Annotated in this window: 20 protein-coding genes and 2 pseudogenes; 15 read left to right on the forward strand and 7 right to left on the reverse strand. The window is 68.4% G+C overall.

From position 1 onward, the window contains the following. Positions 1-24: 24 nt before the first annotated feature. The 4 genes from AC0IYU_RS25495 to AC0IYU_RS25510 form a co-directional block, all read right to left on the reverse strand. Positions 25-1224 carry a CaiB/BaiF CoA transferase family protein gene (locus AC0IYU_RS25495; protein WP_472122641.1) on the reverse strand — a complete coding sequence of 400 codons (1200 nt, stop codon included), beginning with the start codon at positions 1222-1224 and terminating at the stop codon, positions 25-27. Positions 1225-1234: 10 nt separating this feature from the next. Then, on the reverse strand, positions 1235-2125 hold the full coding sequence (locus tag AC0IYU_RS25500; RefSeq protein WP_472122643.1) for a CoA transferase subunit A: 891 nt from the start codon (positions 2123-2125) through the stop codon (positions 1235-1237). An 11-nt stretch (positions 2126-2136) separates the two neighbouring features. After that, positions 2137-2934, reverse strand: a complete 798-nt coding sequence (locus AC0IYU_RS25505; protein WP_472122646.1) for a CoA-transferase subunit beta — start codon at positions 2932-2934, stop codon at positions 2137-2139. 149 nt (positions 2935-3083) lie between these two features. After that, the gene (locus AC0IYU_RS25510; RefSeq protein ID WP_472122649.1) at positions 3084-4004 is read right to left on the reverse strand and encodes a FadR/GntR family transcriptional regulator; all 921 of its coding nucleotides are present in this window, start codon (positions 4002-4004) and stop codon (positions 3084-3086) included. A gap of 137 nt (positions 4005-4141) precedes the next feature. Between AC0IYU_RS25510 and AC0IYU_RS25515 the strand changes: the two genes are divergently transcribed. After that, entirely contained in the window at positions 4142-6385 is a 2244-nt protein-coding gene (locus AC0IYU_RS25515) for an acyl-CoA dehydrogenase family protein (protein ID WP_472122652.1), read from the forward strand. A gap of 6 nt (positions 6386-6391) precedes the next feature. On the opposite strand, the gene AC0IYU_RS25520 is transcribed toward AC0IYU_RS25515, so the two are convergent. Next, positions 6392-7120, reverse strand: coding sequence for a FadR/GntR family transcriptional regulator (locus tag AC0IYU_RS25520; RefSeq protein ID WP_472122655.1), 729 nt, complete (start codon positions 7118-7120; stop codon positions 6392-6394). Positions 7121-7268: 148 nt separating this feature from the next. Here AC0IYU_RS25520 and AC0IYU_RS25525 point away from each other — a divergent pair, with 148 nt between their 5' ends. Further along, a complete protein-coding gene (locus AC0IYU_RS25525; protein WP_472122658.1) occupies positions 7269-8240 on the forward strand; it encodes a Bug family tripartite tricarboxylate transporter substrate binding protein in 972 nt (323 codons plus the stop codon). Between the two features lie 13 nt (positions 8241-8253). Here the strand turns inward: AC0IYU_RS25525 and AC0IYU_RS25530 are convergent, their stop codons facing one another. Then, positions 8254-8964 carry a nitroreductase gene (locus tag AC0IYU_RS25530; RefSeq protein WP_472122661.1) on the reverse strand — a complete coding sequence of 237 codons (711 nt, stop codon included), beginning with the start codon at positions 8962-8964 and terminating at the stop codon, positions 8254-8256. A 169-nt stretch (positions 8965-9133) separates the two neighbouring features. On the opposite strand from AC0IYU_RS25530, the gene AC0IYU_RS25535 reads away from it, so the two are divergent. Genes AC0IYU_RS25535 through AC0IYU_RS25570 form a run of 8 tightly spaced genes read left to right on the forward strand, consistent with a single transcriptional unit; the run spans position 9134 to position 17229 of the window. Continuing rightward, positions 9134-10453: a Rieske 2Fe-2S domain-containing protein gene (locus tag AC0IYU_RS25535; protein ID WP_435440894.1), complete on the forward strand. Its 1320-nt coding sequence runs from the start codon at positions 9134-9136 to the stop codon at positions 10451-10453. After that, on the forward strand, positions 10450-11409 hold the full coding sequence (locus AC0IYU_RS25540) for a PDR/VanB family oxidoreductase (protein WP_472122664.1): 960 nt from the start codon (positions 10450-10452) through the stop codon (positions 11407-11409). Before AC0IYU_RS25535 ends, AC0IYU_RS25540 begins: the two co-directional genes overlap by 4 nt. A 14-nt stretch (positions 11410-11423) precedes the next feature. Next, positions 11424-12158: a FadR/GntR family transcriptional regulator gene (locus AC0IYU_RS25545; protein WP_472122667.1), complete on the forward strand. Its 735-nt coding sequence runs from the start codon at positions 11424-11426 to the stop codon at positions 12156-12158. Positions 12159-12211: 53 nt separating this feature from the next. Beyond that, positions 12212-13192: a Bug family tripartite tricarboxylate transporter substrate binding protein gene (locus tag AC0IYU_RS25550; RefSeq protein ID WP_472122670.1), complete on the forward strand. Its 981-nt coding sequence runs from the start codon at positions 12212-12214 to the stop codon at positions 13190-13192. A gap of 11 nt (positions 13193-13203) precedes the next feature. Next, the gene (locus tag AC0IYU_RS25555) at positions 13204-14496 is read left to right on the forward strand and encodes a CaiB/BaiF CoA transferase family protein (RefSeq protein ID WP_472122673.1); all 1293 of its coding nucleotides are present in this window, start codon (positions 13204-13206) and stop codon (positions 14494-14496) included. After that, positions 14493-15674, forward strand: coding sequence for a thiolase C-terminal domain-containing protein (locus AC0IYU_RS25560; RefSeq protein WP_472122676.1), 1182 nt, complete (start codon positions 14493-14495; stop codon positions 15672-15674). Before AC0IYU_RS25555 ends, AC0IYU_RS25560 begins: the two co-directional genes overlap by 4 nt. Beyond that, positions 15671-16132, forward strand: coding sequence for a Zn-ribbon domain-containing OB-fold protein (locus AC0IYU_RS25565; protein ID WP_472122679.1), 462 nt, complete (start codon positions 15671-15673; stop codon positions 16130-16132). Before AC0IYU_RS25560 ends, AC0IYU_RS25565 begins: the two co-directional genes overlap by 4 nt. Further along, positions 16129-17229, forward strand: a complete 1101-nt coding sequence (locus AC0IYU_RS25570) for a CaiB/BaiF CoA transferase family protein (RefSeq protein ID WP_472122681.1) — start codon at positions 16129-16131, stop codon at positions 17227-17229. The genes AC0IYU_RS25565 and AC0IYU_RS25570 overlap by 4 nt, the downstream gene beginning before the upstream one ends. Before the next feature lie 114 nt (positions 17230-17343). On the opposite strand, the pseudogene AC0IYU_RS25575 reads toward AC0IYU_RS25570, so the two are convergent. After that, positions 17344-17652 (reverse strand): annotated as a pseudogene (locus AC0IYU_RS25575) (IS3 family transposase); the annotation flags it as partial. A gap of 65 nt (positions 17653-17717) precedes the next feature. Between AC0IYU_RS25575 and AC0IYU_RS25580 the strand changes: the two are divergent. The 5 genes and pseudogenes from AC0IYU_RS25580 to AC0IYU_RS25600 form a co-directional block, all read left to right on the forward strand. Next, positions 17718-17870 (forward strand): annotated as a pseudogene (locus tag AC0IYU_RS25580) (IS30 family transposase); the annotation flags it as partial. A gap of 7 nt (positions 17871-17877) precedes the next feature. Continuing rightward, the gene (locus tag AC0IYU_RS25585; protein WP_472122736.1) at positions 17878-18279 is read left to right on the forward strand and encodes a hypothetical protein; all 402 of its coding nucleotides are present in this window, start codon (positions 17878-17880) and stop codon (positions 18277-18279) included. A 5-nt stretch (positions 18280-18284) separates the two neighbouring features. Continuing rightward, on the forward strand, positions 18285-19283 hold the full coding sequence (locus AC0IYU_RS25590) for a patatin-like phospholipase family protein (RefSeq protein ID WP_472122734.1): 999 nt from the start codon (positions 18285-18287) through the stop codon (positions 19281-19283). A gap of 170 nt (positions 19284-19453) precedes the next feature. Continuing rightward, positions 19454-19699: a hypothetical protein gene (locus tag AC0IYU_RS25595; RefSeq protein WP_472122684.1), complete on the forward strand. Its 246-nt coding sequence runs from the start codon at positions 19454-19456 to the stop codon at positions 19697-19699. Between the two features lie 208 nt (positions 19700-19907). Further along, on the forward strand, positions 19908-20120 hold the full coding sequence (locus AC0IYU_RS25600; RefSeq protein ID WP_472122687.1) for a hypothetical protein: 213 nt from the start codon (positions 19908-19910) through the stop codon (positions 20118-20120). The last annotated feature ends 4 nt before the right edge of the window (positions 20121-20124 follow it).

The raw sequence follows: 20124 nt of genomic DNA on the forward strand, positions 1-20124 counted from the left end.
TGTTGTCAACCCGCCTCGGCGGTGTCACCCGCGAACGTGCAGCGTGCGGCTTTCGCGCAATGCGGCGATGCGCTCGTCGCTCAAGCCCAGCAGGCTGCCGAGCAGCGCGGGGCCGTCGCCGCCCAGCGCCGGGACGCTGTTGCGCGCGTGCGCCGCAGTGCGCGCGAAGCGAAAGGCCGGGTTCGGTACCTCGAACGGGCCCGAGCCGTCGTCGATGGTCTGGAACGCGTGCCGCTCGCGCAGCGGCGGCAGCTCCATCGCCTCGCGCACGGTGAAGTAGCGCGAGCACGGCACGCCGGCCGCGTTCATGGTCGCCTCGCATTCGGCCGCGCTTTGCGAGCCGGCCCAGTCGTCAAGCAGCTGCATCAGCTCGCCCCAGTGGTGCTCGCGGTCCTGGCTGATGGCAAAGCGCGGATCGGTGATCCACTCCGGGTGCCCGGTGCCACGCGCCAGCGCCTCGAAGTTGTTCTGGCTCACCGGCGCGATCAGCAAAAAGCCGTCCCTGGCCTTGGTGGGGCGGTACAACGGCCGGCGCCGCTCGGCCGGAAACTGCGCCTCCTGGCATTCGTACACCAGCATGCCGAGCATCGCGTCCATCAGCGACAGGTCGACATGGTCGCCCTCGCCCGTGCGCGCGGCGCGGAACAGGGCGCTCTGCACCGCTCCGAACGCCAGCGAGCCGCCCAGCACGTCGGCCACGAAGATGCCGTTCTTCAGCGGCCGCTCCACGTCGCCTTCCTGGTAGTCGAGGTTGGCCATGTCGTAGCCGCTGGCCGCGTGCAGCACCGGCGCGTAGGCGCTTCGGCCCGCCCATTCGCCCTCCTGGCCAAAGCCCGAGATCGAGCAATACACCAGCTTCGGGTTCAGCGCCGAGAGCGACGCGTAGTCCAGCCCGAGGCGCTTCATGACGCCGGGACGGTAGTTCTCGACCACCACATCGCACTTCAGGACCATCTCGCGGACCAGCGCGATCGCCTCCGGCTTCTTGAGGTCGAGCGCCAAGCTCTTCTTGCCGGCATTGAGCTGCGCGAAGTAGGTGCTGCGGCCCTCGCGGCGCGGGGCGCGCAGGCGGATGTAGTCGCCCTCGGGCGGTTCGATCTTGATGACCTCCGCGCCCAGATCGGCCATGAGCCGTGTGCAGTACGGGCCGGACATCATCGCGGTGAAGTCGAGGACGCGCACGCCGTCCAGGATGCCGGGCTTGGCGGCTGGGGTGTTGCTCATCGCAGGGCCTTCACGCGAGGTTCGATTCGGACACGGCGAGCCCGGCGAGGCGGGACGCGCCGAGTGCGTCGAGGTAGTCGCCGTGGGCGCCGGCATCCTCGGCGTAGCGCTTCAGGTAAGCGGCGAAGGCCTCTTCGCTCCCGCTGGCCTTCACGTACTCCTTCAGGTGGCGCTCGTCCGCGCGATACAGCGAGGGCGACGACGTGGGGTGCGCACCGTAGGGCGCTTCCACCACCGCATCGACCATCACGCTCGGCAGCTTGGTCAGGTGGTTCGAGCGGCGGATGGTGTCGCTGGATACGATGCGGTCGACCGAGACGATCACATGACGCGACGCCTGCGCGAGCATGGCGTCGAAGAACGGCGTTGCCAGGTACTGCACGTTGCCGTATTCGTCGGCCTGCTGGGCATGCAGCAGGCACACGTCGGGCTTGATGGCGGCGGCGGCCAGCATCTTGCGCTCGCCGGGCTTCGACGGCAGGGGCCAGTAGTGTTCGGGCGTGTGGCGCGGCAGGTCGGTGCCCAGGTCGGGAATGGCCGTCCAGGGCATGTCGCAGATGCCGGCGCGCAGCCCGCCGGCAATACCGGGGCCGTCGAGCTCGTACACCTTCAGCGTGCCGGCCTCGGCCTGGCGGCGAAAGTGCGGGGCCAGGCCGAACTGCTCGAAGCTGATGAACACGCAGGCGGTGCTGCGCGCGCAGCCGGCGCCGATCAGCATGTCGGGGGCGATGGAGCCGGGCGCGGGCACCAGGTCGAGGTTGCGCACGCCCTTGCGGATGAGTGCACGCACCAGCGCCATCGGCTGCGCGTTGAAGATCCAGCCGCCCAGGCCCACCCGGTCCCCGTCCTTGACGACCGCCACGGCCTCGTCGAGGGAAATCAGTTTGCTCTTGTTGCTCATGAGGCGCCTTGTCAGGGAAATTTGCGGCGAAGCGCGCCGCGGGTGTCTACGTGGGTGCGCAGGAGGTGCAGTTCTTCTGCGGAAGGCATGGCGGTGACGGGCGGCGTGCCGTCGACCCGCATCTCGAAGCCGGTGGCGGCATGGACCTGTTCGAGCGTGACGCCCGGCTGCACCGAGCGCACGCGCATGGCCTTGGAAACGGGCTCGAAGTCGAACACGCCCAGCGGCGACACCACGAGCTTCGGGCCGCCCGCGGGCAGGCCGGCCTCTTCGCGGGAGTTGCCGCCTTCCATGTGGCCGGGGCCGCAAAGAAAGTCCACGCGCGGCACGAAGGCGCTCTTGTCGTGGCGCGTGAGCGCCACGTAGAAGCGCTTGGCCAGCCCGCACAGCGCGCTGATGCCCACGGTGCCGGGGCCGCGCACTTTCGGCTTTGCGTGGTCGCCGACCACCACCGTGTTGATGTTGCCGAAGCGGTCGACCTGCAGCGCCGACAGGATCGCGAAGTCGAAGAAGTGGATCTTCCAGTCGATGAAGTCGATCATGTTCGGAAGGTCCATCCAGGCCTCGGAGGATTCGATGTTCTCCGAGTCGGCCGTGGACAGCAGGTGGTTGCGCACCGGGTTCACCATGCCGCCGGGGCCGGAGATCCACCACAGGCGGGGTGCCTGCATCTTTCGCGCGAGGTTGCAGGCGGCCAGCTGGATGTCGGAGTTGGTTCCGATGATGACTTTTTCGCCATCCTCGAAATCGCGGGCCAGCAGCACGGCGAGCAACTCTCCCGTCGAAGGCTTGTCGTTGTCTTGGGTCATAGCATCCTGGAAACTAGTTTTGGTTGAACCATTGCTAAATGCTAGGAATTCGCCCTTGCCCTGTCAAGCGGGATTCGCCCCGGGTGCGCCAAAAAAAAACCGCTCGCGTTTCGGCGAGCGGTCGGGTCGGCGGGCAGCGAGCGCAGGCGCTAGCGCGGCGTTTTCACTGGGGGCTTGGCCGCAGCCTTGGAAGCCGCCTTCGCGGCCGGCCTGGCCGGCGACTTGGCCGCGGGCTTTGCCGCGGGCTTGGCGGTCGGCTTCGGGCGGGCCTTGGCGGCGGCCGGATCTGCCTCGGCTCCCTGCGCATCGCCGCCCTCGATCTTCGACAAGTAGCTGCGCTGCAGCCGCTTGAGGATGGACTCCATCTCCGCCACCGCGGCGTCCGAATCCCGTGCGGCAAGGTGCTTCACGAAGCGGCGGCGCGACGGCAGCACGTAGGCGTTCTCGTAGTGCCCGACCTGGCCGATGAACTCCGCCAGCACGTTGAGCACGCCGTTCATCACGATCACCATGATCGGATTGCCCGTCATGCGCGCCAGGATGCGGTGGAACTCCAGGTTGGTGGCGGCGCGCGCGGGAAAGTCGTCCTTGCGCGTGGCCTCCTCGGCCGCGTCGATGTTGCTGCTCAGCGCCTCGATGTCGGCCGGCGTGGCGCGTGCGCACGCCTCGCGCACCAGGATCGACTCGAGCCAGATGCGCGCCTCGGTCAGTTGCTCGGGCTGGATGGCGCCCATGTGGTACATGTCCATGAGCCCCGTGGCAATGGCGTCGCCGCTGCGCCCGCTGATGAAGGCGCCGCCGGTGGCGCCCTTTTGCAACCGGATGAGCCCGGCGTGTTCCAGCGAGCGAAGCGCTTCGCGCAGGGTGTTGCGCGACACGCCGAACTGCTCGGACAGCGCGCGCTCCGACGGCAGCCGCGTGCCGACCTTGAGCCGCCCCTGCGCGAGCTCGGTGCGTATCTGCTGCGCGATTTCCTCGAAGGCGCGCGCCGAGCGGATGACCTGGAACTTTGCGGCCGACACCGGCGCGGCGGCCGACGTCGGCGTGGGTTGCGATTCTTTGGCGTTCATGTTGTTTCTCCCGGAGAGCCCGTAAACGTTGGACCTTTGAGCCAATGATAAGTGCGCGGACTCGGGCCGCCGTGTTTCCGCACTCCGCTCCAACACTTTGCAATGGTTGTACCATTGATTTTTTTTAGGAGAAAACGATGACGCAGCAGGACCTGCCCAGTGACGAAGAACGCGCGATGCTGCGCGATTCGGTGCGTGGCTTCCTGGCCAGGCACTGGCCCTCCTCCACCGCCGTGGAATGGGCGACGGACCCGGCCCGCGTGAAAGAGGTGTGGCGCCAGCTTGCCGACCAGGGCCTGGCGGCGCTCGGCAGCGACCGCAGCGAGGGCGGCCTGCGCGAAATCTCCATCACGATGGAGGAAATGGGGCGTGCCGCCTGCCCGGTGCCGCTGCATCACCTGGCCCTGCTCCACCTGGCCGGCCTGCGCACCGCGGCCGGCGACGATCACGCGCTGTTCGACGCGGCGCGCACCGGCGAGGCACGCGTGCTGCTGGCGCTCGGCGCCTTCGACGGCGACCGCAGCGCGGGGAGCGCCACCATGGCCGGCAACACCGTGTCCGGTGAGCTGTCCTTCATGGAGACGGCGGACAGCGCCACGCATTTCGCGGTCGCCGTGGCCGGTCCGGGCCTGGCGCTGGTCGACGCCAGCGCCCCTGGCGTGCGCATCGAGGCCACGCCGGCCATGGGCGCCAACGGCATGGGCCGCGTCACGCTGCACGACGTGCCGGCCACGCTGCTCGATGTGTCGGCCCGGACGCTGGACGACCTGCAGCTCATGACCCGCCTGGCGCTGAGCGCACGCGCCGGGGGCGCGGCGGCGCGCGCCTTCGAGATGGCGGTCGCGTATGCCGGCGAGCGCAAGCAATTCGGCCGCCTGATCGGGAGCTTCCAGGCCATCCAGCACAAGCTGGCGAACAACCAGATCGCGCTGATGGGCACGCAGCTCACGCTGGCCAACGCCGCGCGACAGCACGACCTGGGCACCGGCAACTGGCGCGTCTTCGCCTCCGCGGCCTGCGCGGTCGCCGCAGCCACGCTGCGCCAGGTGGCCCTCGAGACCCAGCACACCTTCGGCGCCATCGGCTACAGCGAGGAGCACGAGGCGCCGCGGCACTTCAAGCAGGTCCACCTCGATGTGCTGCGCCACGGCGGCATGCGCCGCAGCAAGGAGGAACTGGCGGAGTACTTCCTGGGCGACGTGCCCCACGCGCTGCCCGAATACGACCTGGGGCCACAAGGCAACGCCTTTCGCGAAGAGGTGCGCGCCTGGCTGAAGGTGCACTGGTCGGGCGAGCGCAAGGCAGCGCACGACCGCCTGGGCTTCAAGCAGCGCGAGTACGACCGCGACTTCGCCCGCGACCTGGGCAAGACAGGCTGGATCGGGCTGGGCTGGCCCGAGCGCTTCGGCGGCCAGGCGCGCGGCGCCTTCGAGCAGCTCGCGTTCGTCGAGGAAATGGAGCGCGCCGAGGCGCCGCGTGCCGGCGCCCCCGTGCAGGCGGCCATGCTGCAGGTGCACGGCACGCCGGCGCAGCAGGACCGCTACCTGCCGCAGATCCTGCGTGGCGAGGCCATCTACGGCATGGGGTACAGCGAGCCCGATTCAGGCTCCGACCTGGCGTCGATGCGCACGCGTGCCGTGCGCGACGGCGACCACTACGTCATCAACGGCCAGAAGATCTGGACCACCACCTACTGGGGCGAGTACATGCTGCTGGCCACCCGCACCGACCCCGAGGCCAGCCCGCCGCACGCCGGCCTGAGCCTGTTCATCGTGCCGATGGACACGCCCGGCATCACCGTCAAGACCTCGAACACCCTGTATGGCGGCAGCTTCGCCAACGTGTTCTACGACAACGTGCGCGTTCCCGCCGACGCGATGGTCGGTGAGCTGAACGGCGGCTGGAAGGTGCTGGTGGGGGCGCTGGCCACGGAGCGCGGGTTCATCGGCGGCGGCATCGTGATGAAGGTGGCGCACGCCTTCGAGCTGCTGTGCGACCACATCCGGGGCGCGCAGCTGGACGGGCGCGCGATGCGGCTGGACCTCCTGGTGCGCGGGCAGATCGGCGAACTGGCATCCCAGATCGAGGTGGGCCGCCAGATGATGATGCATTGCGCCGAACGTGTGGACGCAGGCGAAACGCCGTTGCACGACGCAGCTGCCAGCAAGGTGTACTCGGGTGAACTGATGGAGCGCTTCGGCGAGGTGGCGCTCGACATTCTCGGCATGGAGGGCACCTTGTCCGAAGGCAGCCCGGGTGCCCTGCTGCAGGGCCGGATCGAGCAGAACCTGCGCCATTCGCTGATGTGGGTGATCAGCATCGGCACCAACGAGATCCAGCGCACCCTGATCGCCCAGCGCGGGCTCGGCCTGCCGCGCTGAAGCGGCTCAGCGCGGCGCCTTCTTGTGCGCCATGTCCTCCAGCAGGAGATGCAGCGCGGTCAGGTGCTTGGCCAGCGCCGCGCTGGCCTTGGGCGCATCGCGATCGCGCATGAGGCGCAGCACCTTGCGGCGCACCTGTACCACGTTGCTGTGCGGCGCCTGCAGCTGCGCGATGAGGCCGCGCAATATCTCCGACAGCGCGTCGATCAGCATCACGATCACTTCGTTGTGCGTCGCGCGGCCGATGAGCCGGTAGAACTCGGTGATGAGCGCGCTGTCGCGCACCGGCTTGCCCTGCTTCACCAGTTCGGCAAAGCGATCGATGTCGTCTTCGATGGCGGCAAAGTCGGCCTCGGTGGCGCGCTCGCAGGCCAGTTTGATCGCCAGGTCGCACAGCAGGATGCGCGCCTCGGTCACGTCCGACACCGGCACCTGGTTGAGCGCCACCATGTCGCGCACCGCCTGCGTGATCCCGTCGGGGTGCGACTGCTTGATGTAGAAGCCGCCGTTGATGCCGGTCAGGGCCTCCACCATGCCTGCCATCTCCAGGCTTCGCAGTGCTTCGCGCACGCCGCTGCGGCTGACGCCGAACTGCTCCGACAGTTCCTTCTCACTGGGCAGCCTGTCGCCGGCGGCCAGTTGCCCGTCGGCCAACTGCTGGCGGATCTGGTCGCAAATGGCTTCGAATGCGCGGCGCATGCGCACGGGTGCAAAAACGGGTGTGGTTTCCGACATGGCTTTTTCCTCCTCTGGGTCACGAACGATGAAAGCGCTGGGCTCGGAGCCGGTAGTGTGCCCTCCCGGGCAGGTGCGGATTGACCATTCTCTCAGACTTAACTATGGTTCAACCAATGGATATTCCAAAAAAACCAGGAGACATCCGATGAACGCATCGCGCCGCCACACCCTCGCCACCGGCCTCGCCATTGCGGGAGCCGCCTCCATGCCCACGTTCGCCTGGGCCGACCCGGCCTATCCGAACAACGTCATCAAGTTCATCATCCCAACGGCCGCCGGCGGCGGGCACGACACCATGATGCGCGTCATCGGACAGAAGCTGACCGAGGCCTGGGGGCAGCCGAGCATCGTCGAATCGAAGGCTGGCGCCAGCGGGGCCATCGCGGCGGCGGCCGTGGCCAGGGCGACGCCCGACGGCTACACGCTGCTGGTCAACTACAGCGCCCTGATCAGCAACCTGGTGCTGCAGCCGACACAGACCTACAAGATGTCGGAGCTCGCGCCCATCAGCATGCTGGCGCTCACGCCCATTGCCATTGGCGTGCGCGAATCGTTGAACATCAAGACGCTGAAGCAACTGGTGGACCTCGCCAAGAGCAAGCCCGGCCAGATTTCCTACGGCTCGTACGGCCCCGGATCAGGCGGCAACTTCGTCGGCGAATTGCTCAACATCGCGGCGGGCATCGACACGGTGCATGTCCCCTACAAGGGCGAAGCACCCGCGCTGCAGGACCTCATCGGCGGCCAGATCGACACGGCGGTCGTCTCGCTGGGGGGAGTTTCCCGCTATCCGGGAAAGATTCGTGCGCTGGCGGTGGCGAGCCCGACCCGGTTTTCCTTGTATCCCGACGTGCCCACCTTCGCCGAGGCGGGGTTCCCTGACGTCGTGATGCCGGGTTTCGGTGCACTGTTTGCGCCGGCCGGAACCCCCAAGGCGATCCTCGACAAGCTCTCGACGGAAATGGCTCGCATCGTCAAGCTGCCTGACGTCGCGCCGAAGCTGCTGGAGCTGGGCTTCGAACCCGCGGGATGGTGCCCGGCCAAGCTCTCGGCCTTTCTTGCCGAGCAGCTGGAGTTGACGAAGAAGCTGGTGGCCACCGGTCGCATCAAGCTCTGAGCGACCGGCCCGCTCAATCGACCCAGCGGCTCGCTTCGCCAATGGTGGCGCGCGTGGTGCGGAAGCGGTTGGCCGGATGCGCCGGGTCTTCATAGCCGAAGGAAATGCCGCACACCACCTGCCGGTCCGGCGGAATGTCGAACCACCGGTGCAGGAACTTCGCGCGCGACGCGATGGCGGCCTGCGCGATGCTCGCCACGCCGCGCGCCCGGGCCGCCAGCATGAAGTTGCTCACGTAGGCGCCGCAGTCGAGCACGCCATAGGTGCCGAGCACGGCCTCGGTGGTGACGAGCGCCATGTGCGGCGCGCCGAAGAATTCGAAGTTCAGCTGTGCCTGCCGCGCCGAGGCTTCGCGGTCGCCGTGCGCAATGCCCACGCTGTCGTACAGCTGGAAGCCGTACTCGCGCCGCCGCTCCCGGTACACGCCGCGGTACTCGGCCGGCGGCGCGATGTCGAACGACGCGTCGGCCGAGGCCTCGGGCTCGGCCATGGCGCGGCGCAGCCGCTCGGTGGCCGCGGCGCTGGTCACCGCCACCTGCCAGGGTTGCGAGTTGCACCACGAGGCGGTGCGCTGCGCGGCGCGCAGGATGGCGTCGATCACCTCGCGCGGCACGGGCGTGGCGAGGTAGCCGCGGCAGCTGTAGCGCGCGTCGAGCACGGTGTCGAAGGCGGCGGCTTGGGGGGTATCGGCGGTGTTCTGGGTGGTCCTTGTCTCATGGTCCATCGACAATCCTCCTATGGTTGATCCATTCTAAAGGTTATTGGGATTCCTGCTTTACAGGCCCGCGCGCCGGAAGCTAGCATTGGTTCTACCAATTTGGCTCTCCAAAGTGGACACACCAGATCGACACCCGTGTCCGCCATGCACCTGTCCCCATAAGGAATCTGCTCCCATGCTTTCCCACGAAGACAACGAAACCCTGGTCCGCGTCGGCGCCGGCACCCCCATGGGGCAGCTGATGCGCCTCTACTGGATTCCCTTCCTGCCCAGCCGCGACCTGCAGGCCGACGGACAGCCGCAGCGCGTGCGCCTTCTCGGCGAAGAGCTGCTGGCGTTCCGCGACAGCGAAGGCCGCATCGGCCTCATCGACCATGCCTGTCCGCACCGCGGCGCGCCGCTGGTGTTCGGGCGCAACGAGGACTGCGGCGTGCGCTGCATCTACCACGGCTGGAAGTTCGGCGTGGACGGCCACGTGCTCGACACCCCGGCCGAGCCCGCGCAAAGCCGGCTCAAGGACACCGTGCAGATCAAGAACTACCCCTGCCGCGAGCGCAACGGCATCGCCTGGACCTACATGGGCCCCGACCGAGACAACCTGCCGCCGCTGCCCAACCTCGAGTGGAACCTGGTGCCCGAGGAAAACGTGTACGTGAGCTTTCGCGTGCAGGAGTGCAACTGGCTGCAGGCGGTGGAAGGCGAGATCGACTCCGCGCACGCCCCCATCCTGCACGGTCGCATCGACCAGCAAGGCGCCATCAGCGACTGGACCGCCAAGAAAGACCTGCGCCCCACCTTCGAGTGCAAGCGCCAGGACTTCGGCATGAGCGTGGCTTCGAAGCGCGTGCTCGACGAGCGCACGCACTACTGGCGCGTGAACCAGTTCATGCTGCCCTTCTACACGCTGGTGCCGCCGCAGTCGCAGTACCCCGAGCTCAGCGGCCACGCCTGGGTGCCGCTGGACGACCACCACACGCTGTGCATCATGTTCTCGTACCACCCGACGCAGCCGTTCTACGAGAAGACCCGCAAGATCTTCGACAACGGCCACGCCGGCCGCGAGACCGGCCACCCGAGCGTGAACGCCTACGCGCCGCGCCCGCCGACCGAGCCCTACGCGAAGTACTGGACCAAGTTCAACCTGCAGAGCGCGTTCCTCTTCAACTACGACGCGCAGACCAAGACCTGGTTCTCGGGCCTGCCGGGCCTGTGGGTGCAGGACGCGGCCTGCCAGTCGGGCGTGGCCCCGATCTACGACCGCTCCAAGGAGCACCTGGGCATGAGCGACACCGGCATCGCGATGACGCGCCGGCTGCTGCTGGAAACCGTGCGCAACCTTTCGGTGCGCCAGCAGCGCCCCCCGCGCATCGAAGACCCCGACCTGCCGATGGTGCGCGCGGTGTCGCTCACGCTGCCGGCCAGCGAGTCATGGAACGATTCGGGGCGCGAGGCGATGACCGCGCGGCTGGGCGCCGACTTCGGCTACACGCCATGAACATGCCCGCTCCCATCGACCTGCGCCTGCGCCAGATCCGGCTGGAGGCCGAGGGTATCGCGTCGTACGAGTTCGTTTCGGCCAACGACGCCGCGCTGCCCGCCTTCACCGCCGGCGCGCACATCGACCTGCACCTGCCGCACGGCATGGTGCGCAGCTATTCGCTGGTCAACGCGCCCTCCGACGGGAGCCGCTACGTGGTGGCGGTGCAGCGCGACGCCGAAGGCCAGGGCGGCTCCGCGTGGATGCACACCACCCCGCGCGTGGGCGACCGCCTGCACGCCACGCCGCCGAGCAACGGCTTCGCCCTGGTGGAAGACGCGGCGCATTCCGTGTTCATCGCGGGCGGCATCGGCATCACACCGGTCATGTCGATGCTGCGCCGGCTGCGCGAGCTGGGCCGGCCGTGGCGCCTGCACTACGCGAGCCGCTCGCCGCGCGAGACCGCCTACGCCGACGCACTGCGCGCCATGGCGGGCGACGGGCGCGAGGTCGACTTCTGCTTCGGCTCTTCGCGCCTGGCCCGGCTCGACATCTCCGCCATCGTGCGCGATGCGCCGCCCGGCACGCACCTGTACTGCTGCGGCCCGGCACGCATGATCGACGCCTTCATCGCAGCCTGCGCCTCGCGGCCCGCGGGCACGGTGCACTTCGAGCGCTTCGCCGCCGCCAGCGAGGCGGCCACCGAAGGCGGCTACGACGTGGTGCTGGAGCGCACCGGCCAGCGCCTTGCCGTGGCACCGGGCAAGACCATTCTCGACACGCTGCTCGACCACGCCGTCGACGTTCCCTACGCCTGCACCGCGGGCGTGTGCGGCACCTGCCGCACCAAGGTGATCGCGGGTGAGCCCGACCACCGCGACGACTTCCTGAGCGCCGAGGAAAAGCAGGCCAACGACAGCATCATGATCTGCTGCTCCGGCGCGCGCTCGAAGACGCTGGTGCTCGACCTCTGAACGGCGTGCACACCATGGCCACCAAGCTCGACCCCGCCACCGAGGCACAGGAACCCACCGGCGGCCAAGGTGGCCACGGTGCCATTGCCGGCATCCTGGCGTACCTGCGCGACCGCCGCCTGCAGCCCGGCGACCGGCTGCCTTCGGAGCGCGACCTGGCCGAACGCCTCGGCGTCGGCCGCAACGCCGTGCGCGAGGCGCTCGCCACGCTGGTCACGCTGCGCATCGTCGAGTCGCGGCCCAACTCGGGCATCTACCTGCGGCACGTGGAGCGCGAAGCCAGCTTCGAGGCGCTGGTGATGCTCACCGACATGGGCGGCACGCCCACGCCGGTCGAGGTGGCCGAGACGATGGAGGTGCGCGGCCACCTGGAGGTGCTGGCCGCCGGCCTCGCCTGCCAGCGCCGCACCGAGGTCGACCTGGAGCGCATGGAAGCCGTGTTGCAACGTACCGAAGCCGTACTGTCGCAAGACGGGAACATCGCCGCCGCCGATACCGATTTCCACATCGCGCTGGTCGACGCCACGCACAACTCGGTGCTGGTGCGCGTGCTGCATGCCTTCTACCGGTTCACGGGCGAGCGCCGCCAGGCCATGTTCGAGGACACGGCACAAGGCAAGGCCTCGCTGCGCGACCACCGCCGGCTGTTCGAACACATCCGCGCGCGCGACTCGGCCAAGGCGCAGCTTCTCATCCTGCGGCACATGGACCGCGCCCGCAGCTACTGGTCGACCGTGCTCGGCAACTGAATTGAACCGACCCTAACCGGCCCACGCATTCACGAAAACAAGGAGACCTCACCATGAAACCCGCCTTCCTCCCCCGGCGCTCGCTGCTGTGCACCGCATGCCTGTGGCTCGCTGCCGGCGTGTTGCCCGCGTTCGCCCAGGGCAACTACCCGAGCAAGCCGATTCGCATGATCGTGCCCTACGCGGCCGGCGGCAGCACCGACCAGCTCGCGCGTGCCATCCAGCAATCGATGACCGAGACGCTGGGCCAGACCGTCATCGTCGAGAACAAGCCCGGCGCGGGCGGCACCATCGGGGTGGACTACGTTGCCAAGGCCCCGGCCGACGGCTACACGCTGGTGTTCGGCAACACCGGCCCCAACGCCGTGGTCGGACTGATGCGCAAGGTGCCGTACGACGAACTGAAAGACCTGCGGCCCATTTCCACCGTGGCCATCACGCCGATGATCCTGGCCGTGCCCGCCGACAGCCCGGCCAGGACGATGAAGGAGTTCCTCGCGTATGCAAAGAAGAACGGCACGTCGCTGAACATCGGCTCGGTCGGCAACGGTTCGCTTTCGCACCTCACGGCCGAATACTTCAACGAGGCCGCGGGCCTCAAGCTGCAGCACATTCCTTACAACGGCGGCGCGCCGATGATGACGGCCTTTGCCGGCGGCCAGTTGCAGGCCGCCTTCGTCACCGGACTGGACGGCGCCACGCTCGTCAACTCGGGCAGGGTGCGCTACCTGGCGGTGGGCACGCTCAAGCCCACCGAAACGGTGCCGGGCCTGCCGGCCATTGCGGACGACGTGCCGGGCTTCAGGAGCTCGGCCTGGTTCGGCGTGCTCGCGCCCAAGGACACGCCGCAGGACGTGGTCGCCAAGCTGCAGGCGGCGATAAGCACCGCGGTCGCGCGCGCCGAGGTGCGAAGGATGTTCTCCGAGCGCAACGTGGAGGCGCGCAGCAGCACGCCGCAAGAACTCGAAAAGCTCATTCGCGACGAAATGGCGCAGTGGGGCCCGGTCGTGCGCAAAGCCAACATCCAGATGTGAGAACCACCTTCATGCTTGAAAACCTCGAAACCGACTTTCCCGAACACACGCCCCGCCCCGCGGGCGCGCCACAGGCCCTCGAAGGCATCAAGGTGGTCGACTTCACGCACTTCATCGCGGGTCCGTTCGCCACCATGATGCTGGCCGACATGGGCGCCGACGTGCTGAAGATCGAGGCCCCCGGGCGTGGCGACGACTTTCGCCAATACCCGCCGGTGCACCCCGAGCTCGCCCAGGGTGCGCCCTTTCTCTGGTCGAACCGCAACAAGCGCAGCGTGGCGCTCGACCTGAAAACGCCCGAGGGACTGGAGGTGGCGCGCGCGCTGGTGGCCACGGCCGATGTGGTGGTCGAGAACTTCTCCACCGGCGTGATGGAGCGCTTCGGCCTGGACTACGAAAGCATCCGCAAGGCCAACCCGGAGGTGGTGTATTGCTCGGTCTCGGCCTATGGACGCGAAGGCGCCTTTGCCGACCGGCTGGGCTTCGACCCCATCGCCCAGGCCGAAAGCGGCTTCGTGTCGATGAACGGCTATGCCGACCGCCAGGGCGTGCGCGCGCTGTCGCCGGTGATGGACATCAGCACCGCGATGATGGCGTCCAACGCCATCCTCGGAGCGCTGGTGGCGCGAGAGCGCACCGGGCACGGCCAGTCGATGGAAGTGGCGCTGTTCGACAACGCCGTGCTGATGACGGGCTACGCCACGCTGCAGCACGTGTTCAGCGGCGCCGAACCCCAGCGCCACGGCAACACCAGCCCCGACACCTGCCCCTCGGGCGTGTTTGAGGCGCAGGACCGCTCGTTCTATATCAACTGCGGCAACAACAAGATCTTCCAGCGGCTGATGGCGCAGGTGATCGAGCGGCCCGACGTGGCCGACGACCCGCGCTTTGCCAACGGACGCGAGCGTTCCGCGCGACGCGAAGAACTCTTCGCGCTGCTGGGCGAGGCCTTTGCACTGCAGCCATGGTCGCACTGGCAGGCGCGCATGCGCGCCGCTGGCGTGCCGTGCGGCGAGGTGCGCTCGGTGGGCGAGGCGATTCGCTCGCCGGAGGCGCGCGAGCGGCGGCTGGTCACGCGCATTCGGCATCCGGGCGTCGGCTGGGTGCCCAACATGGCGCTGCCCATTCGCTACGGCCGCACGCCCATCGCCGACCCGGTGGCCGCCCCCACCGTCGGGCAGCACACGCACGAGGTGCTGCGCGAGGCGCTCGGCTACGACGACGCCCGGCTGGAAGTGCTGGCGCAGGCCGGCGCCTTCGGCGCACCGGCCGTGCGGCACGAGACCGCCGGCGCACCGGCATGACGCAGCGCTCGCTGCGCGGGCGCGTCGCCATCGTCGGCATCGGCGAGACCCCGTACTACAAGCACGGCCAGTCGCCCGACGCCGAATTCAAGCTCGCACTGAAGGCCATCCTCTCGGCCTGCGCGGACGCGGGTATCGACCCGAGGGACATCGACGGCTTTGCCTCGTACAGCGACGACCGCAGCGACGCATCGCGGCTGGCGGCCGCGCTGGGCACGCACCGCCTGCGCAGCGCGACCATGCAATGGGGCGGCGGTGGCGGCGGGTGCTGCGCGGCCGTGGCCAATGGCGCGGCGGCCATCGCGGCCGGGCTCGCCGACTGCGTGGTGGTGTTCCGCGCGTTGGCCCAGGGGCAAAACGGCCGCTTCGGCCAGGTGCAGGGCGTGGACACCGTCTCCGGTGAGAAGGCCTACCTGATGCCCTACGGCGTGCTCTCGCCGCCGCAACGCTTCGCTATGCGCGTGCGGCGCTTCATGCACGAGCACGGTGTGCGGCAGGAGGCCGTGCGCGCCATTGCCATGGCCTCCTACCACCATGCGCAAGCCAACCCGCGCGCCGTGATGCACGGCAAGCCGCTGGACGCGGCCACCTACGACGCCTCCCGCTGGATCGCCGAGCCCTTCCACCTGTACGACTGCTGCATGGAAAACGACGGCGCCGCGGCCATCGTGCTGGTGGCCGCCGAGCGCGCGAAAGACTTCGCACGCAAGCCCGCGTACCTGCTCGGCACGGCGACCGGCTCGGGCTACCGCGCGGGGGCCATTCCCCACAATGCGCCGGACTACGCGAGCGCAAGCTTCACCACCGTGGCACCCGAGCTGTACGCCATGGCCGGCATCACACCCGCCGATGTCGGCGTGGTGCAGAGCTACGAGAACTTCACCGGCGGCGTGGCGATGGCGCTGGCCGAACACGGCTTCTTCCGCCCCGAAGAGGCGAACGAATTCCTCACGCTCGACAACCTGCTCGCGCCCTCAGGCCGGCTGCCGCTGAACACCAGCGGCGGCAACCTGGCGGAGTGCTACATGCACGGCTTCGAGCTGGTGCTGGAGGCCGTGCGCCAGGTGCGCGGCACCTCGACCAGCCAGGCCCGGCACAGCGATGTGGCCCTGGTGATCGGCGGGCCGATGGTCACGCCGGTGAGCGACCTGCTGCTGGCATCGGAGAACGTGCTGTGAACGACACGACGACAACGCATTACCTGCCGCTCGGCTTGCCGGTTCCGGTGCCGGAGCCAGACAGTCTCTCGGCGCCCTACTGGTCGGGCCTGCGCGAGGGCCGGCTGCGCGTGCAGCATTGCGCCGCATGCGGCACCTGGCAGTTCGGCCCCGAGTGGCTGTGCCACCGCTGCCACGCGTTCGACCCGGCCTGGGAAGAGGTGGCGCCGCGCGGGCGCATCTTCAGTTGGGAGCGCGTGTGGCATCCGGCGCATGCGTCGCTGAAAGGGCACGGCGCCTACTTGGTGGTGCTCGGCGAGTTGCCCGATGCGGGCCATGTGCGAATGGTCGGCAACCTGCTGGGCGACCCGATGCAAACCGTGCACATCGGCGCCGAGGTCGAAGGGGTGTACGAGCATCACACCGAGGCGCGACCTGCGTTCTCGCTGCTGCAATGGCGGCTGAGGAGCGGGTCTTGAGCGGGCCTCTCGCGGGCCTGAAGGTCGTCGAGTTCGCAGGGCTCGGCCCCGGCCCTTTCGCGTGCATGCTGTTGAGCGACATGGGTGCGGACGTGGTCACCATCGACCGGTCGGGCCGCAAGCTCGGCGACCGCACCGACATCACCGGGCGGGGCCGCAGCGTGGTGCTGGCTGACCTGAAAAGCGCCGAGGCACGCGCGGAGGTGCTGCGTCTTCTCGACCACGCGGACGTGCTGGTCGAAGGCTTCCGCCCCGGCGTGATGGAGCGCCTGGGCCTGGGTCCCGACGAGGTCGCGGCGCGCAACCCGCGCCTGGTCTACGGCCGCATGACCGGCTGGGGCCAGCACGGCCCGCTGGCGCAGTCCGCCGGCCACGACATCAACTACATCGCGCTGACCGGCGCCCTGCATGCCATCGGCCCCGCCGGCGGCGCGCCGGTGCCGCCGCTCAACCTGGTGGGGGACTACGGGGGCGGAAGCCTCTACCTGGTCGTGGGCATCCTGGCCGCGCTGCACGAGGCGAAGCGCTCCGGACGCGGACAGGTGGTGGACGCGGCCATCACCGACGGCGTGAATTCGCTCATGAGCCTGTTCGCCACCAGCGCCTTGCGCGGCAGCTTCGTCGAGCAGCGCGGGCGCAACGCGCTGGACGGCGGGGCGCCGTACTACGGCACCTACGAGACCGCCGACGCCCGGCACGTGTGCATCGGCCCGATCGAGCCGCAATTCTTCGCAGACCTATGCGAGCGCCTGGACGTGGACCCCGGGCTGCGCGACGCGCAGAACGACCGGGCCCGGTGGCCGGCGCTGCGTGCCGAGCTGGCGCGCATCTTCCGGACGCGCACGCGCGACGAATGGGCGGCACTGCTCGAAGGCAGCGACGCCTGCTTCGCGCCGGTGCTGGCCCTTGGCGAGGCGCGTGAACACCCGCACCAGGTCGCGCGCGCCGCGTTCGTCGATGTGGACGGTGTGACGCACCCTGCGCCGGCGCCGCGCTTTTCACGCACGCCTTCGAAAATTCAAGGATCGGCGCCCTCAGCGGCCCGGCGTGCAGTAGAAATCTGGTCGCGCTGGGAAAGCAATTTTTCGTCTCGATAGCTCCGCCAAGCCAGGCATGGCGCTCGCAATCGCAGCTTCTTAGCTCTTAGTCAGTGCACGCCCGCATAAGTCGATTGAATCGCCCCGTCTTTCATGGAGGCTAATTGGTTTAAGTCATGCCGCCGCCGTGGCGGACTGACTGGCGAGTTGCCGGTAATAGCTTGCCTCAGCTTCTGCGGGCGGGATGTAGCCGATGGGTTCGAGCAGGCGATGGTGGTTGAACCAGGACAACCCATTCGAGCTCGCGAACTCCACCGACTCCTTGGTCTTTCACGGTGCCCGGCGATGGATCAGCTCGGCCTTGTAGAGGCCGTTGATCGTCTCGGCCAGGGCGTTGTCATAGGAGTCGCCTTTGCTGCCCACCGATGGCTCAATGCCAGCCTCGCCCAGTCGTTCGGTGTACCGGATGCTGACGTATTGGGCGTATTCAACCGGTCGTCGCAACACTTTCAATCTTGGAGGTGCTTATGGGACGACCCGCGGGGTGGATGCAGAAGTTGACGGGGCGAGGTGCATTGCGCTCACCCGGTGCGCCTTCGCTTCGGCGAGAGGTGGAGCGGCAGTTCTGGAAGCAGATTGCTACCGGAATCACGGGTGAGAAGGCGGCACAAGCTGTTGGGGTGTCGGCGCCAGTGGCAACCATTGCCCGTGCCGGCGTCGCTCAAGAGCGGCGCGCAGTGGAACATTCGCGCGGCGCGAGCACATCTCGTTTCGGGCAGTCGATCCGTGGTCGGGCTAATGGCAAATCGCCAGCCGCTCGCCGAAGCGATGACGCGCCTGGGCTACAACCGCACCTTGGCGGGCGCTCCTACGTGCACGCTCGGCGCTTGCCCGCCTGGGCCGCCCTTGATTGTCACCAGAGTCGCATTTTTTGGGAGCAAAATGGCGATGCCCGAATCGACGCAACTGGCTGTATTACACATCGGCACCCATCCCTTTTTCCTCGACGCCAAAGTCGAGTTGACGCCGTGCGGGCTCCTTGCCACCGCAGCCTCGGTGGGCAGCATCCGGCTGGCCACCACGGTGCTGGTGCAGGCGGCCAGAAAGTAGGCCCCATGCCGTCGACACCACGCAAACACCTCAGCCTTGCCTTGCAAGGCGGCGGCGCACACGGCGCCTTCACATGGGGCTGCTTGGAGCGCTTGCTCGATGAGGAGGATATCGAGATCGCAACGATCAGCGGAACCAGCGCCGGCGCGCTGAACGGCGCAGCCCTGGCCACGGGCTTCGCCCACGGCGGCCGCGAGGGCGCCAAGGCGCGGCTGCGGCTGCTGTGGACCCGCGTGGCCCCGGTGGGGGTGCCGCTCACCTTCCTGACGCTGCCCTTGCGCAAACCCGGCATGGGGCTGTGGGACGACGCCATGCCGCTGACATCGCCCTACCAGGCCAACCCCCTGGGCATGTCGCCGCTGCGTGCGCTGCTGGCATCGGTCGTCGACGTGGATGCATTGCGCCAAGCCAATGGCCCTCGCCTCTTCGTGAACGCGGTAGACGTTCGCACGGCGCGCACGCGGGTGTTCGAGCCTGCCGACATGTCCATCGACGCACTGCTGGCATCGGCGTGCGCGCCGCTCATGTTTCAGGGCGTGGAGATTGACGGCGCCGTCTACTGGGACGGCAGCTACGGGGCCAACCCCACGTTGTGGCCGCTGTACGAAGGCAAGCGGCCGGACGCAGACATCTTCATGGTCGAACTCACGCCGCTGCATCGGGGCGAGGTGCCCACGACCGCGAAGAACATCCTGAACCGCATCAACGAGATCGCGTCGATCAACGGCCTCGTGGGCGAGCTTCGCGCCATCGACCTGCTCAACCGCCACGCCACCGGCGCCGCGATCCGCCTGCATGTGCTGAGCCTTCCGGATGAGCTCGACACGCTCTTCCTGGAGCCCTCGATCAAGCGCACCGTGGGCCTCGAGCTGTTCGAGTCGCTTCGGGCTGCGGGCCATGCGGCGTGCGATAAATGGCTCTCGGTGAACGCCCGCCATATCGGCGTGAAGTCGACGGCAGACCTGCGCGGCAAGTACCTCGAGGGGCAAGGCGACAGGGCCTGACCGGGCCGCCGACGAAGCCCGACCGCGGCATGCCCAACTTCAGCGACTGTCCGACACCGGCGTTGGTGCGATGGCTATCAACTCATCTGGTCGGTGCCCGAAGCGGCATCGCACTTCCTGCCTCGCTTCCTTCTTTCACTTGCCTGCCTGATTTTTTCCAGGAGCCCCCAATGCCGAAGTCGAACCCCACGCCACCCGATGCGTCCGCAGACGCCCGATCCAAACCTTTTCCTTTCCCTACAACGGACCACCACCCGTCCAATCCCGAACAACCGTTGCCACCAGTGGTGGACGATCCGTCGGAAGAAGCCATCGACAACGGCATCGAGGAGTCCTTCCCCGCGAGCGACCCAGTGTCGGTGACCGTCACCAAGGCCGTGCCGCTGGCGGACAAGGACAAAAACCCCAAGCGCTGACCGGTCCGCCCGGCATGCGCGAGCATGCGCGGGCGGTGTCTGACGTCGCGGCACCCGGACCCTGGCCCCCACCCCTTCAACGCCGCGCACGCGGACCCGGCCTGGCGCAGCCGCCACGCCCGACGCCAGTCACAGGCCCATGGCCATGGACGGCGATCCCACGGGAGCAGCGCCACGGTGCCGTGTTGTATTTCCAGGAGGCGCCGCCATGCCGGCCATGCACCGCCAGACCGAGGGCGAGCTGATGAAGCAGCAGGTCGCCACGGCGGCAGACCGCGCCCGCAGGACGGCGCGTGCCTTGCGCGTCGATGCCGCCGTTCGCGCCGTCGGGCAAGATCCGGCCCTGCGTCGGCCTTCGGTCCGGTCCTCGTGTTGCCAGATCGTCGACGTTCGCAGGCCACGTGAGCGGCCGTTCGCCTGACAGG

This window comes from Variovorax sp. AC103, from assembly GCF_979254005.1.

Coding starts and splice junctions, on each gene's coding strand:
- AC0IYU_RS25505 (WP_472122646.1), bottom strand. CDS start 2,934: ATGACCCAAGACAACGACAAGCCTTCGACGGGAGAGTTGCTCGCCGTG.
- AC0IYU_RS25545 (WP_472122667.1), top strand. CDS start 11,424: ATGGCCACCAAGCTCGACCCCGCCACCGAGGCACAGGAACCCACCGGC.
- AC0IYU_RS25550 (WP_472122670.1), top strand. CDS start 12,212: ATGAAACCCGCCTTCCTCCCCCGGCGCTCGCTGCTGTGCACCGCATGC.
- AC0IYU_RS25535 (WP_435440894.1), top strand. CDS start 9,134: ATGCTTTCCCACGAAGACAACGAAACCCTGGTCCGCGTCGGCGCCGGC.
- AC0IYU_RS25595 (WP_472122684.1), top strand. CDS start 19,454: ATGCCGAAGTCGAACCCCACGCCACCCGATGCGTCCGCAGACGCCCGA.
- AC0IYU_RS25600 (WP_472122687.1), top strand. CDS start 19,908: ATGCCGGCCATGCACCGCCAGACCGAGGGCGAGCTGATGAAGCAGCAG.
- AC0IYU_RS25560 (WP_472122676.1), top strand. CDS start 14,493: ATGACGCAGCGCTCGCTGCGCGGGCGCGTCGCCATCGTCGGCATCGGC.
- AC0IYU_RS25510 (WP_472122649.1), bottom strand. CDS start 4,004: ATGAACGCCAAAGAATCGCAACCCACGCCGACGTCGGCCGCCGCGCCG.
- AC0IYU_RS25515 (WP_472122652.1), top strand. CDS start 4,142: ATGACGCAGCAGGACCTGCCCAGTGACGAAGAACGCGCGATGCTGCGC.
- AC0IYU_RS25540 (WP_472122664.1), top strand. CDS start 10,450: ATGAACATGCCCGCTCCCATCGACCTGCGCCTGCGCCAGATCCGGCTG.
- AC0IYU_RS25500 (WP_472122643.1), bottom strand. CDS start 2,125: ATGAGCAACAAGAGCAAACTGATTTCCCTCGACGAGGCCGTGGCGGTC.
- AC0IYU_RS25495 (WP_472122641.1), bottom strand. CDS start 1,224: ATGAGCAACACCCCAGCCGCCAAGCCCGGCATCCTGGACGGCGTGCGC.
- AC0IYU_RS25525 (WP_472122658.1), top strand. CDS start 7,269: ATGAACGCATCGCGCCGCCACACCCTCGCCACCGGCCTCGCCATTGCG.
- AC0IYU_RS25590 (WP_472122734.1), top strand. CDS start 18,285: ATGCCGTCGACACCACGCAAACACCTCAGCCTTGCCTTGCAAGGCGGC.
- AC0IYU_RS25555 (WP_472122673.1), top strand. CDS start 13,204: ATGCTTGAAAACCTCGAAACCGACTTTCCCGAACACACGCCCCGCCCC.
- AC0IYU_RS25520 (WP_472122655.1), bottom strand. CDS start 7,120: ATGTCGGAAACCACACCCGTTTTTGCACCCGTGCGCATGCGCCGCGCA.
- AC0IYU_RS25530 (WP_472122661.1), bottom strand. CDS start 8,964: ATGGACCATGAGACAAGGACCACCCAGAACACCGCCGATACCCCCCAA.